Here is a 13,773-nt window from a genome sequence, read left to right as displayed (position 1 = left end):
CGTACGAGATCTCACGCCGGGCGCCGCCCGCTCAGCGGGTCTCGGTCGGCGCGGCCTCGGTCAGGGAGGCCTCGATGTCGTCGAGTCCCGGCGGTTCCTGCGGGCCGGGCGTGTGCGCCTGGACCGGGGCCACGAGCTCGGGGTGCGCGGCGAGCGCCGGGGCGACGTGCCGCCAGTCGCCGTTACGGGCGAACAGGACGTCGCGCAGCGCGGAGAAACCGCGCCGATAGGCGTCGCGCGTCTCGTCCAGCACGAAGGCCGCGCCGTCCCGTGCGTACGTCAGGAGCGGGAAGGTGCAGTTGTCCCGGTACAGCGCGTCCCCGTGCATCCGGTACCACATCACGTGGCGGGCGCCGGGGAGCAGTGTGAACGTCGCCGTCGCGGTCTTCTCGGGGTCGCCGAAGCCCATGTAGGCCGGCAGGAAGTCGATCGCGCGGAAGCGGGCGAAGATGCGCTCACTCGCCTCCTGATGGGTGATCTCGCCGGCGAGCGCGGCGTCCATGTGGGCGCGTGAGGCCTGCGCCATCTCGACGACACCCGGCAGATGGCTGCCGAGCACTCCCATGCGGCTCGGCTCGGTCGTCTTCTCCAGGTGGGAGCGGTCCTTCGTCTTGTGGTAGCGCATCAGCAGGGAGAGCGGGCCGAACGTGCCGAGGAGGCTGCCCATCACCCAGTTGCGGTTCCACGCGTTCCAGGTCTCGTAGCTGGCGAAGGAGTCGATGGAGCCGGAGACCACGGTGTCGTAGTGGTCGAAGCCGCGGTTGACCACGTCCTCCATGGGCTTGAACCGCTCGGTCGCGTAGTCGTTCTCCGCGACGGCCTTGAGCAGCGATTCGGCGATCATGTCGACTGCGGCGATGAGCACCGACATGCCGCTGGAGTAGAGCGGGTCGATGAAGGCGGCCGCGTGGGGGAGCTGGATGAGGCGGTGTCCGGTCAGGTGGGGCGAGGAGTACTGGATGCGGCCCGAGCGGACCCAGGGGCGCGCGGCGCGCGCCTCGGCGAAGTGCCGGGCGATCGTCGGATAGGCGGAGATGATCTTGCGGAACTCCCCTTCCGGCGTGCCGTGCGGCTCGGGGTGTTTGCGCCGGTCGAGCATCAGGCCCACGCTGGTCAGCGGGTTGGTCGCGGCGCGGTGGTTGCTGAAGGGGATGACCCACATCCAGCCGCCGTCGAAGACGTGGTGCATGGTGGACTGGCCGAGCGGTGTGATCAGGTTCTGCCGGTCCTTGGGGTCCAGGAGCAGATCGGTGCTCCTGACTCCCATCATGTGGGTGTAGATGGCGCGGGTGTCGGTGCGAAAGCGTGGCACCGCGTCGCGCATGCCGAGCTGGTCGGAGACCATCGAGCGCATGCCGGAGGCGTCGATGAGGAGCTTGGCGCGGTAGGTCTCGCCGGAGGTGGCGCGGAGTGCGACCTCGTCGTCCCCGAAGTCGATGTCCTCGATACGGGTCCCGGAGTGGAACGTCGCGCCGTAGGTGACCGCGAGCGCGGCGAGGTAGGCGTCGGTGTCCTGGCGGAAGAGGTGGGAGTCGGGGCCGACGGGCGGCGTCAGCGTCCCGAACTGGTTGATCTCCTCGGGCCTGTTCTCCTCGCCGGCCCGGTGGTACATGAAACCGAACGAGCGCTTTACTCCGCAGTTGCTGCTCACATGCCTGCGGAGTTTGTGGAACGTGCCGATCCAGCCGATCTCGGGGACGCCGTATTTCTCGGCGACGATGCGCAGGCGCAGGCCGGTCTCGGGAATCAGTGATTCGCCGATGGTGAATCTCGGATGGCTGGCGCCTTCCAGCAGAAGAGTGGAAACTCCGTGCCGGGCGAGGATGCACGCGAGCATCGATCCGCCGATTCCAGATCCGAGAATTGCCACTTCATATCGCTGAGTGCCCATGGGTTCCCCATAATCGCGGTCGTCCGCGCGGTCGTCCGTGGATGAAGGTGCGTGGGAGCGCCTGCTCGACGTCTCCAGGATGCCGCCCGGACCTGCGTCGGGCTTCTCTCCTCTTGCCGTCACCGCCGCCTGCCGGAAAGGAAAGCGCAATCCTGGTGGTGCCGGTCCACGTGCCCGCGAATGTGGGCAGGATGGAAGAAGCGGAAGGGCGGAAGGGGTCCGAGACTCAACGGCTGACGACCGCGCCGTGCGGCCGCCTCGGCCCTTCGGGAGGATATTCATGACCCATGCCGTCGCCGAGAAACCGGCGATTCACGAGACCGGTACATCCATGTTCGTCAACGGCCTGTTTCCCCGGCGCCGTTCCCTGGTGATCGCGGTCGGCGTTGTGCTCGGATTTCTGCTGGCGTATGCCTGGTCGCCGCAACTGGCCGACGACCAGATCGGTTTCAACGCGGCGGACGCCATGCTCGGGCACAACGCGCTCACGACCCCCATCGCCGGCGTCACCTCGGGTGTGCTCTTCGCCTTCGTGTCGGGTCTGGCGGGTTCCTTCACGGCGTGCAACGTGATGGTGCTGGGCGCGGTGGGCCCTCTGGTCGGTGAATCGGCGCTGTCACGGCGGGAGTCGCTGGCCCGCATGGCGCGGCCCATCGGCTGGCTGGCCGTCGGCATGCTGCCGCTGTCGGCGCTGTACGGCGCGCTGGTCGGCGTCTTCGGCACCCACATGCCGCAGTTCTCCACCACCCACTCCCCCGGTCTCTCGCCCAGGATCATCCAGGCGATGACCGACTTCGGTGTCATCGGTGTCGTCATGATCGTGCTGGGTCTGGCGGCCGCGGGTGTCGTGCCGGATCCGCTGGCCGCGATTTCCCGGCGCTTTCGCAACGCGCCGTTGATCCTCATGGGCATGCTCATCGGCGCCTTCCTGATCGGGCGGCCCTACCCGTTGTTCGGGCAGATGTTCCGCAGTGCGGCGCAGCACCACAACCCGCTGTACGGGGCGGCCGCGTTCGCGCTCCAGTCGCTGGGGAACATCGTCGTGATGTCGCTGATCGTCCTGCTGATCTCGGTGGTGCTGCGGGGGCGGGCCGGTCGCTGGCTGGCGGCGGAGCCGGCCCGGGTCAGTGCGCTGACCGCGTCGGGTTTCCTGATCGCCGGTGTGTTCGCGGTCCTGTACTGGGATGTACGGGTGCTGCATCTGATGGGCTACATCTGGTTCCCGACGGCGCCCTGGCACTGAGCACGGACACGCGTGGCATCACACGTGAAAAACGGCCCGGCGCCTTGGGGCGCCGGGCCATCACGTGCGGTGCGGGAGGTTCTAGGGGGTGTCTGGTGGATCAGGGTCGGTCAGGGCGCGGCGTCTGGTGCGGTGCATCGCAAGGCGCCGGAGCGTCTCGATAGCGGAGCTATCGGGGCGATTCGGCAACGCCGCGAGGTGCCGTGCCAGACGCCGCGCCCCCGGCCATGGTCCACCAGACACCCCCTAGGCCTCGGCCGTGGCCATCAACTCCCCGCTGATCTCCTCCAGTTTGCGGCGCTTGGTCTCGGGACCGATCCACAGGAAGAGGACGGCGGCCAGGACCAGCGGCACCGCCCCGATGACGGCGGTCACGGCGATCGAGGGAATGCTCGTGGCGGCGACCACGATCGCGATGATGAGCACCCCGCCGAGTTTGGTCATGCCGGCCGCGAGCCCCGAGCCCCGTGACCGCAGCATCGTGGGGTAGATCTCGGCGGCGTACGCCGAGACCACGGCCGCCACCGAGCTGACGGCGGAGAGCGGCACGACCAGCAGCAGCGACAGTACGAGGTGGTGGTGGACGAGTGAGTCGCCCGCCACGGCGAAGCCGCCGAGCGCGAGCGCGGAGGCCAGCGAGAGCGTGATGATCGTCCTGCGGCTGCCCCACCATCCGTACGCCACGGCCACCAGGACGGTGAAGGGGAGGCCGAGCAGCGCGGCGTTGCGAACGACGTAGTCGGATTTCACCGCCGAGAACCCGAGGTGTTGCAGGTTGGTCGGCACCCAGAGCTGGAAGCCGTAGGTGACCAGGCCCGTCCCGAGGGCGAGGACCGTGATCGCGAGCGTGGGGCCGGTGAACGGGCGCCGCAGGAGCCGCTGGGCGCTCTCGCGGACCGGGGCCTCGGCGTCGGGCGCGCCGGCCGGGACCTCCCGTACGACGGCGCCGTACCTGGCCATGATCGCGCCGGCCTCCTCCTGACGGCCACGGGCGATCAGATAGCGGGGTGACTCCGGGATCCAGTGGTTGAGCGCGATGAACAGCAGTCCGGTGGGCAGACCGATGAGCCAGAGGATGCGCCAGCTGTAGGTCGGCGTGAGCCATCCGGCGAGCCAGCTCGTGGCCACGTAGGCCCCCGCGATGTCGCCGCCGATGAGGACCATCAGCCAGCCCCGGTGCCGTGCGGGGATGGTCTCGGCCATCAGCGCGAACGCGATGGGCAGCATGCCGCCCACCCCGATCCCCATCAGGAAGCACATGAGCAGGTTCCAGGAGAAGCCGGGCATCGCGCCGCAGATGGAGGTGGTGACGAAGAGGATGCCGGCGAGCAGGATGGAGGAGCGGCGCCCGATGCGGTCGCCGAGCCAGCCCCAGATCCACGAGCCGACCACGGTTCCGCCGATCCCGAGGAGCGGCAGCAAGGAGACCGGGATGTGCCCGTGCGGGTTGGCGGGGGATTTGAGCCCGTACTCCTGGGCGACGCCGGGCGCGACGAAGGACAGCGTCGCCGGTTTCATGACGTCGATCGTAATGGCGACGGCGAGGACGACGAGCAGCGCGATGTGCTGGCCCTTGATGGGGGCGTCGTCGATGGCGGTGACGCGGATGCGCCGCGCGGACCGCCGGATCTCACCTCCGCGCGCGGGCAGCACGCCGTAGAGCGACGCCGCGAAACCGACCACGATGAGCACCATGCCCGTGATCATGGCGGCGTCCGGGTGCATCCCGGACATCATGTAATGCATGTCGCGTGCGCCGACGTACATCGGCAGATGCAGCGCGACACCCACGGCGGACAGCAGCACGCCGCACCAGAACGCTGCCGGATGCTCGAACTCCCCCCGGGCACGGTCGATGACCTTCAACGCCACGAGCATTCCTTTCGTCCGGTCGGACACTCCAGACGAGACTAGGGACCCCGGCGGCGCACGCCTTCTTCCAAATTGACCCGATCGGGTGGGGCGGCGGGCCGGGTCAGCCCGCGATCCATGTCGCGTGCAGTCCGTGCGGCACGCGAACGGGCAGCCGCACGCGCGCCACCGGCGCTCCGGTGAAGTCGGCGGTGTCCACAACGACCAGGTCGCTGCGGTCACTTGCCGCGTCGTGGACGAGGCTCAGGAGCCAGCCGTCCGCCTCGGGTGCGTCGGGTCCGCGCGGCACGAAGACCGCTTCACCGCCGTGCCGCCCGGGACCGAAGTCGTGGGTCTCGGTGCGGCCGATGGCGAGATCGTGCCGGAGCAGACCGGGGCCCGCCAGGTAACCTCCGCTGCCGCAGGGCGACATGGCGACCGCGAAGCCATAGCGGTTGTACGACCCCTTGTAGCGGTCGTCGATCCTGGGGAACTCCTGTGCCTGCTCGGCCAGTTGTCGCTCGACGACGGTGCCGGCGCGCGTGTCGATCGTCCACCTCCACAGGGTGGGGGCCGTCTCGCCGGGCCGCAGCGGCTCGCGGTCGAAGACCCGGGGGTGGCGCACCAGGTGGATGATGATCCGGTCGCCGCTCTCGTAGGCGTTGAGCGGATGGAAGACGTAACAGGGGTCGACGTCCATCCACAGCACGTCGGGTTCGGTGGCCTCGCGCGGCAGCACGCCGATCCTGGACTCGTGGTCCGTTCGCCAGCGGTAGGGGACGCGCGATCCGCCGGCCGCGGCGGCCGGGTCGTAGGCAACCGGCAAGTCGTAGAAGACCGCGTGGCGTTCGGTCAGTGAGAAGGCGTGCATCATGGGCGCGCTCTTCACCGCGATGGGCAGGGTTTTGCGTACCCGGCCGTCCGCGCCGACGACCACATACAGGACGTACGGCGGCTCGTGGTAGTAGGCGACCGCGAACATCTCGCCGGTGAGCGGGTCTGTTTGCGGGTGCGCGGAGAACCCGGCCGGGAGGGTCCCGTCGAAGTCGACGCGGGCCGATGTGGTCAGGTCGGCGTCGATCCGGACCGGCAGCACTCCCCCGTCGCCGAGCGCGAGGACGCGGCCCCCGTGCTGGACGAGGTTGTCGCCGGCGTCGTCGGACAGGCCGTGCCGGGGGCCGGGCGTGGGCAGCTCCCCCAGGTGGGCGCAGACCCGGTCGGTGCGCAGCCACCGGTTGCGGTACCACTGCGCGCGCCCGTCCTTGATGCGGATGGCGTGCACCATCGGCGCACCTTCGAAGGCGTGCCGGCGCGCGTCGGGCGGGCCCAGGGGGTTGGGGCCGATGCGGGCGAAGGTGCCGTTCAGTTCGGGCGGCAGGCTGCCCGCCACTTCGGGCCGGACCACGGTGGTCTCCCGGGAGACCGGCCGGTAGTTGTCTGCCTGGACATACCGTGCGCCGTCCATCCCGCCTCCGTCACATACCAGCGTTACGTAACGTTGTTATGTTCGGGTTCCTGTGCGACCATGTCAAGGGTGAGCCCTCGAAAAGCCGACCCCGAAGTGAGCGCGAATCTGATCGTGACGGCGGCGCGCATCCTCAAGGAGGAGGGCCCCGGAGCCCTGTCCACGCGCCGCCTCGCCGCCGCCGTGGGCACGTCCACCACCGCGGTGTACACCCACTTCGGCGGCATGGACGATCTGGTCAAAGCGGTGGTCCATGAGGGCTTCCGGCGGCTGAACGACCGGATGACCGAGGTCTCAGGGACCGACGACCCCGTCGCCGATGTCGCGGCGCTCGGCTACGCCTACCGCGCCAACGCGCTGGAGCATCAGTACCTGTATTCGGTGATGTTCGGCGGGGCGAGCCTCGGCGGTTTCGCGCTCTCGGACGACGAACGGCAGCACGGGCGCTATACGTTGGAGACGCTGGTGGCGGCCGTCACCCGGTGCATGGAGGCGGGCCGGTTCCGCTCCGACGACCCGGCGCGCGTGGCGCATCAGATGTGGATCGGGGTGCACGGGCTCGTCACACTGGAGCTCGGCGGGTACCTCATCGAGCCCTACGACGCCGACACCTGCTTCCAGACGTTGGTGTGCGGAATGTTGGTGGGCGCCGGTGACGACGGCGCGAGGGCGGCGACGGCCCTGGATGTCGCGCGGGCCCGTGACAAGGAACGTACCCCCTCGGCCCCGTGAGCGCCGGACTCCTAAAACGTCACCATCCGTAACGAGGTTCCCGCCCGCCGAGCCAGACCGCATCCGATCACCGATTTCCTTTCCATACCCACCAATTCCGGTGATCGGATGGGCGGATGGCGCCGCGCCGAAGGGCGGCCATTCACCGCCACGACCGGAGATCCGCGCGCTTCGGCGATCTTCGCGCTCCGGCCGGGAGGCCCCGGCGACAGCAGCGGAATCACAGATTCGGAATGTGCGCGATGCTTGCCTTTTACCGCCGTCGAATTGGTTGACACCTCCACGCACTTCCCCGAGCGGATTGGCCGGCGCGGGCAGGCGGGAGCGCGGGAGGCGACGCCCCGCCGTGCGCGCGTCGACGCATTGTCCACCAAAAGAGCGAGGTCAGGGGGCCGTTGTGACAACCCGGTCCGGGCCGGACGGCGTTCAGGAGGAACACCGGACACGTAGGCACGACCGCCCCCACGCCTCACATGGAAACTGACAGCTGCAAATCCGATACAGGCAACTTCAAAGAAGTGCGGAAGATGGGAGCATGCGCATCATCGAACCGCATCTCAGCGGCTGGTGAAGCGAATCGTCAGCCGATCATGGGCTGGCCGCATCTGACGACGGGGGTCCTGTGGAGGTATCAAAGCTTGCGGTGGAACGTGCCATAACGACGATGTGGGATCACTACAGTGAACCCTTGTCCTTGGACGAGATCGCCGACACCGCAGTACTGAGCAAGTTCTACTTCTCGCGGGTCTTCCGCACCATCACCGGTACCTCGCCCGGGCGCTTCCTGACGGCGATTCGTCTGTACAGCGCCAAGAATCTCCTGCTGGAAACGTCACTGAGCGTCACCGACATCGCGTACCAGGTGGGTTACAACAGCCTGGGCACCTTCACGACCCGGTTCACCCGCAGCGTCGGCGTCTCACCCACCCGCTTCCGCTCGCTGTCCCACAGCGGGCTGCCGCCGCTGCCCCGCTTCGACCTGGGCAGTGACCGAGGCTCCGGCACGGTGTACGGCACCGTGGTACTGCCACCGAGTGAGACACCGCTGCGCGTCTATGTCGGCGCGTTCGGCAGCCCCATCGTCGAGGGGATGCCGGTCTCCTGCGACATCCTGGAATGCCCCACCAACGACTGCCGGGTACGGAAGTACCGGCTCAGCGCGGTGCCCGTCGGCGAGTGGTACGTACGCGCGGCGGCCGTCGCGGTGCGCTGGGCCGATGTCGATCCCCGCCCCTGGGCGCGCCATCCCCTCTTACTGGGCGCCGGCAAGCCCGTCGTGATGCGTTCCGGTCAGGATGTCGAACTCCGTATCCCCATGCGCACCGTGGACCGGACCGACCTGCCGATCCTGCTGGCCCTGCCGGAGCTGGACAACCGGCTTCTGCCCGAGCCGAAGCGCACCGCGCTGCGCGCCCCGGAGCTCGCGTCCCTTTGACGAGGCGTCACCTCAGCAAGCCGACCCCGGCGTGCGCCGCCCGGCGCGGACACGCCTCACCTCGGATCTCCGGGCCACAGGCGATCCGCCGATTGGAGACCAGCATGACCCGTAGGTGGCGAGCGCTCAGGCGCCGCGTCCTGACGCCGAGCGCGTCCCAGGCGCACCTTTCCGTGCGCGGCTTCCATGTGAAAAGCCCTGCCGCGCGCGAGCTGTTGGAGACAGTAGGCGAGACCTTCCTGACCGGGTACGCGTACGCGGCCGAGGCCCGCGTGCCACAAGAGGCCGAAGAACGCCTGGAGTCGGTGCCGAGCGAGTTCCGCGGTTTCGCCTACGAGGGCGCGGGCATGGGCTTCGCGATCCGCGACGGTCTCCCGTTCGGCGGCACCCAGGTGAGCCGCTTCCTCGAAGGCAGGGCCCGCGATCACATCTACATGGTCTATGTGGGAATGGGCTGGGCCATGGCGCGGCTGCCCCGGTTCCGCTGGGCGAAGGCTTCGGCGGCCGCCACGGATCCGCTGCTGCGCTGGCTCGTCCTGGACGGATACGGCTTCCACCAGGCCTACTTCCACACCGAGCGGTACGTACGTCAGCAGTACCGCGAACCGGACTTCCCCTGGCCCGCCGGCGGACCTGCCTCCTATGCGAGCCGGGTGATCGACCAGGGCATCGGCCGGGCCATCTGGTTCGTCGCCGGAGCCGACCCGGGCCGGGCCGCCGACCTGATCGAGGCGTTCGACGCGACGCGGCGCGCCGACCTCTACAGCGGCGCCGGACTTGCCACCACCTACGCGGGTGCCGCCGACCAGGAAGAGCTGGGGATCTTCCTGCGGCGCGCGGGGACCCACCGCCCCCAGGTCGCCCAGGGCGCGGTCTTCGCCGCGACCGCCCGCTTCCAGGCCGGTCTCGTCACGGAGCACACCAAGATGGCGACCCAGCTGCTCTGCGGCATCACCCCGGCCCGGGCGGCCGAGCTCGCCGACAAGAGCCGCACCGAACCCCTGGACGGCACCGCCGTGCCGCCCTACGAACTCTGGCGCCAACGCATCGCCTCGGGCCTCGACGAGCTACGGCGGGCCACTCCGTGACCTCCACCCATGCTCCGCCACGCCGCAGGCGCGGCCGCATGCCGGGTCCATCGCGCCTGTTCACCCTGCCCGTCCTCGCGCGGATGGTGCGCAGCCGGCTCGACGTCATGGTGTGGGCCGCAGGCACCTACGGCGACGCGGTCCGTCTGCCGCTCGGACCCAAGACGCTCCACTTCTTCAACCACCCCGACCACGCCAAGCACATCCTGGCCGACAACGCCGGCAACTACACCAAGGGCCTCGGCATGATCCATGCCCGGCGCGCCCTCGGGGACGGTCTGCTCACCAGCGACGGCGAGACGTGGCGCAACCAGCGCAGGGCGATCCAGCCGGTCTTCCAGCCGAAACGGATCGCGGGGCAACTCGGCGCCGTCCACGAGGAGGCCGAGAAGCTGGCCGCCCGGCTCGGGGCGCTCGCGGGCAGGGGCCCGGTGGACATGCGTGAGGAGATGACCGCGTTCACGCTGGGCGTGCTCGGGCGGACCCTGGTCGACGCCGACCTCAGCGAGTTCGCTTCGCTCGGTGCGTCCTTCGAGGCCGTCCAGAACCAGGCGATGTTCGACGCGATCACCCTGGGCACCGTGCCGCTGTGGCTTCCGCTGCCGCTCCAGACGCGTTTCAGGCGGGCCCGGCGGGATCTTCAGCGCATCGTCGACCGGCTGGCCGCCGATCGCGCGGCCGGTCCCGCCGGTGACGACATCGTCTCGCGGCTGATCGAGTCGGTCCGCCACGAAGCGGACCAGCACGCCGGACGGGTCCGCATGCGCGATGAGCTCGTGACCTTGCTGCTCGCCGGGCACGAGACCACCGCGAGCACCCTGAGCTGGGCCTTCCATCTGCTGGACGAGCATCCTGGGGTGTGGCGGCAGCTGCACGAGGAGGCCGTGAAGGTGTTCGGGCACGGGCCGCTGACCGTCGAGAGCCTGCACGAACTCACGTACACGACGCAGGTGCTCAACGAGGTCGTCCGGCTCTACCCGCCGGTCTGGCTGCTGCCCCGCATCGCCCGCGAGCGGGACGAGATCGGCGGGTATCGGGTCGGCGCCGGCGCCGATGTGCTGCTGTGCCCCTATCTGCTGCACCGCCACCCGGAGTTCTGGGCGGCGCCCGAACGCTTCGATCCGCAGCGGTTCGCGCCGGCCGCGTCGGCGGGCCGCAACCGGTACGCCTACATCCCCTTCGGGGCGGGCCCCAGGTTCTGCGTCGGCAACAGCCTGGGCATGATGGAGGCCACCGTCGTCCTCGCCACGCTCGCGCGTGAGCTGCGTCTGTCGAAGGTGCCCGGGTATGAGGTGGCGGGCGAGGCGATGCTCACCCTGCGGATCCGCGGCGGCCTGCCGATGACGGTGCGCCGGGTGTCCTGACCGTCCACGCCGCGGTGACGCGCACAGGAACCGGCCGGGGTCTACCCCGGCCGGTCCGTGCGTCCCGTCAGGCGCGCAGCCAGTCGGCCGTGCGCTCCCCGATCATGATCGACGTGAGGTTCGTGTTGGCCCGGACGGTGTTGGGCATCACCGAGGCGTCGCAGACGTAGAGGGAGTCCAGGCCGTGGACCGCGCACCGCTCGTCGACGACGGCCGAGGGATCGCCGGCCGGACCCATGCGGACCGTCCCCACCGGGTGATAGGCGCTGTCGAGGCTGGTCTTGACGTACTGGCGGATCATGTCGTCGTTCTCGATCACCGCGTCGCGCAGGACGACGAAGCCCTGCCCCAGTCCACGGATGCCGGGGTGGTTGGCCAGGCGCCAGCTGGTGCGTACGCCCTCCACGAGCAGGTCCAGTTCGCGGCCGCCGTCCGAGAGGAAGTTCAGCTCGATGTGTGGCGGCGCCAGCGGATCCGTCGAGGTCAGGGCGAGCCTGCCACGGGAGCGCGGGCGCTGTGAGACCACCATGACCCCGAGGATCATCTCCGTGCCGGAGAGCATCTGAAGCTCGGGGAAGTGCGTCAGATCGAAGTGGTTCACCATGTAGTACTGGAGGTCGTTGGTGTCCTGGGAGCCGGGCGCCGTGGTGCGCAGGATCTCCTGGAGGAAGGGGCCCGAGGGATCGCAGGCGCCGGGGCGCGGCGCGAGGAAGGCGCCGGTGCGCTGGTGGTCGACGAGGTTGGCGCCCACACCGGGCAGGTCGGCCCGGCTGTCGATGCCGAGCCCGGCCAGCTCGGTCGCGGGACCGATGCCGGACCGCATGAGGATGGTCGGTGACGCCACGGCGCCGGCCGCCAGGATCACCCGCCGCGCGCTGATCGTCTCGTACCCGCCGCCGGGCGCGGAGGCCGTCACGCCCACCGCGCGTTCGCCCTCGAAGACGACGCGGTCGACGACGGTGTGCGCTCTGATGTCCAGGTTGGGGCGCTCGCGTGCCGGTGTCAGATAGGCCATCGCGGTGGTGACCCGGTGCAGTCCGTCGCGCCGGTTGGAGGGGATCGGGCCCACCCCGGTCGCCTCGGGGTGATTGTGGTCCTTGACCTCGGGGAAACCGGCTTCGAGGCAGGCCTCGACGAAGGCGAGCTGTCCGGGGACCAGTTCGTCGGGGCGCCACCGGCGGATCGGATAGGGGCCGTTCTGGCCGTGGTACTCGCCGCCGAAGTCGAGGTCGTCCTCCAGGCGCCGGAAGTAGGGCAGTACCTCCTGCCAGGACCACGACGGGTTGCCGGCAGAGGCCCACTCGTCGTAGTCCTCGGGGAGTCCGCGCAGCGCGACCGTGGCGCCGACGGCCGAGGAGCCGCCCGTCACCTTGCCGCGCGGGAAGCGGATCCTGCGCCCGTCGTGGATGTCCGCCTTGAACTGCCAGTCGTGGTCGTGGAAGGACATGGCGTTGCCGGTGCGGATGTCGTCCGGCATCTGATGCTGCGTCAGATAGTCGGGGCCTGCTTCGAGGAGGAGAACACGGCGCGCCGGGTCCTCGCTCAGTCGCGCGGCGAGCACGGCGCCGGCCGAACCAGCGCCGACGACGATGTCATCGTATTGCGGCGTCATACATCACCCTCGCTGACATGGGCTGCGGGAAGCGCGACGCGAGACGGGCGCACGTCGCGGGGAAGAACGCGGAGTTCCGCGTCCCCGCACCAAGCCTCGCTTTCGAGGGACCGGTGGACTACTCCGGCGTTGCCCGGCGCATCGCGCGGGCCGGGCACGGAGTGAGAAGCCTCAGCACGTCCGCGCCCTCACGCTGGTGTGGTGAAGGCCGCGAGCTGTGGTGCCGCGGTCCGAAGGAGGCTGCAATGTCAGAGAATTCATCGGCGCCGCGCCTTGAGGAGGCGCCGGTCGGGGTGAACGCCCTGATCCCCAACACGGCCCGGATCATGGACTATCTGCTCGGCGGGAGCGCCAACTTCGCGTCCGACCGCGCCGTCGGCGACACCGCCTTCGTCAACTGGCCGGGCGAACCGGGCGGGGTCGAGGGAGTCCGTGTCGACCTGCACGCGGCCCGCGACGCCCTCGGGCGCATCGTCACACATCTGGCGGGCGAGTACGGGATGCGGCAGTTCCTCGACCTGGCCAGCGGGCTGCCGACCATGGGCAACACCCATGAGGCCGCGCGCGCGGCCGCGCCCGGCTGCCGTGTCGTCTACGTCGACAACGAGCCCAGTGTCGTCGCGCACGGACAGGCCCTGCTCGCGTCCGACCCCGACACCGTCTTCCTCGACGGGGACTTCCGCGACCCCGGTGACATCCTGCGCAGGGCCGCCAAGGTGCTGGACTTCTCCCAGCCGGTCGGGCTCATCCTGTTCGGCGTGCTCCACTTCGTCGAGGACGCCGAAGGGCCCGCGAAGATCCTGGCCGATCTGCTCGCCGCCGTCCCCTCCGGCAGCTGTCTGGCGCTCTCCCACTTCGCCAAGGACGACACCGACATGGCCCTCAACGCCATGCTGACGGAGATGGACAAGCAGACCGGCGACTCGGTGGTGCGGCGCACCCGCTCCGAGGTCGAGCGGTTCTTCGACGGCATGGACGTGCTCGCGCCCGGCGTGGTGCGCACCGAGCTGTGGCGCCCGCCCCAGGGTGCGTCGGGACCCCAGCCGCTGCCCATGTGGTGCGGCGTGGCCCGCAAGCGGTGAAGGGGACGGG

Annotated in this window: 10 protein-coding genes; 6 read left to right on the top strand and 4 right to left on the bottom strand. The window is 69.7% G+C overall.

What is annotated here, in order from left to right:
• Positions 1 to 31: 31 nt before the first annotated feature.
• Positions 32 to 1,837, bottom strand: coding sequence for a tryptophan 7-halogenase (locus ACFYM2_RS11740; RefSeq protein WP_358997465.1), 1,806 nt, complete (start codon positions 1,835 to 1,837; stop codon positions 32 to 34).
• A gap of 334 nt (positions 1,838 to 2,171) precedes the next feature.
• On the opposite strand from ACFYM2_RS11740, the gene ACFYM2_RS11735 reads away from it, so the two are divergent.
• Positions 2,172 to 3,134 carry a hypothetical protein gene (locus ACFYM2_RS11735; protein ID WP_388835475.1) on the top strand — a complete coding sequence of 321 codons (963 nt, stop codon included), beginning with the start codon at positions 2,172 to 2,174 and terminating at the stop codon, positions 3,132 to 3,134.
• A gap of 246 nt (positions 3,135 to 3,380) precedes the next feature.
• Here the strand turns inward: ACFYM2_RS11735 and ACFYM2_RS11730 are convergent, their stop codons facing one another.
• Positions 3,381 to 5,006, bottom strand: a complete 1,626-nt coding sequence (locus tag ACFYM2_RS11730) for an MFS transporter (protein WP_358997100.1) — start codon at positions 5,004 to 5,006, stop codon at positions 3,381 to 3,383.
• 103 nt (positions 5,007 to 5,109) lie between these two features.
• Positions 5,110 to 6,450, bottom strand: coding sequence for a carotenoid oxygenase family protein (locus ACFYM2_RS11725; RefSeq protein ID WP_358997103.1), 1,341 nt, complete (start codon positions 6,448 to 6,450; stop codon positions 5,110 to 5,112).
• Between the two features lie 69 nt (positions 6,451 to 6,519).
• Here ACFYM2_RS11725 and ACFYM2_RS11720 point away from each other — a divergent pair, with 69 nt between their 5' ends.
• The 4 genes from ACFYM2_RS11720 to ACFYM2_RS11705 all read left to right on the top strand — a co-directional run bounded on the left by ACFYM2_RS11720 (position 6,520) and on the right by ACFYM2_RS11705 (position 11,069).
• Positions 6,520 to 7,182, top strand: a complete 663-nt coding sequence (locus ACFYM2_RS11720) for a TetR/AcrR family transcriptional regulator (protein ID WP_358997106.1) — start codon at positions 6,520 to 6,522, stop codon at positions 7,180 to 7,182.
• Positions 7,183 to 7,846: 664 nt separating this feature from the next.
• Complete coding sequence (locus ACFYM2_RS11715; protein WP_358997450.1) at positions 7,847 to 8,617, top strand: helix-turn-helix transcriptional regulator; 771 nt, start codon at positions 7,847 to 7,849, stop codon at positions 8,615 to 8,617.
• Positions 8,618 to 8,721: 104 nt separating this feature from the next.
• Positions 8,722 to 9,705 carry a DUF1702 family protein gene (locus ACFYM2_RS11710; RefSeq protein WP_388835472.1) on the top strand — a complete coding sequence of 328 codons (984 nt, stop codon included), beginning with the start codon at positions 8,722 to 8,724 and terminating at the stop codon, positions 9,703 to 9,705.
• Between the two features lie 38 nt (positions 9,706 to 9,743).
• Positions 9,744 to 11,069, top strand: a complete 1,326-nt coding sequence (locus ACFYM2_RS11705; protein WP_388835468.1) for a cytochrome P450 — start codon at positions 9,744 to 9,746, stop codon at positions 11,067 to 11,069.
• A 67-nt stretch (positions 11,070 to 11,136) separates the two neighbouring features.
• On the opposite strand, the gene ACFYM2_RS11700 is transcribed toward ACFYM2_RS11705, so the two are convergent.
• Positions 11,137 to 12,681, bottom strand: a complete 1,545-nt coding sequence (locus tag ACFYM2_RS11700) for a GMC family oxidoreductase (protein ID WP_388835465.1) — start codon at positions 12,679 to 12,681, stop codon at positions 11,137 to 11,139.
• A 245-nt stretch (positions 12,682 to 12,926) separates the two neighbouring features.
• Between ACFYM2_RS11700 and ACFYM2_RS11695 the strand changes: the two genes are divergently transcribed.
• Positions 12,927 to 13,763, top strand: a complete 837-nt coding sequence (locus ACFYM2_RS11695) for an SAM-dependent methyltransferase (RefSeq protein WP_358997117.1) — start codon at positions 12,927 to 12,929, stop codon at positions 13,761 to 13,763.
• Positions 13,764 to 13,773: the final 10 nt, after the last annotated feature.

The organism is Streptomyces sp. NPDC006711 (assembly GCF_042869775.1).
Taxonomy (GTDB): Bacteria; Actinomycetota; Actinomycetes; order Streptomycetales; family Streptomycetaceae; genus Streptomyces.
The sequence above is the reverse complement of the archived record's forward strand: the minus strand, read 5'-3'. Positions and strand labels throughout refer to the sequence as shown.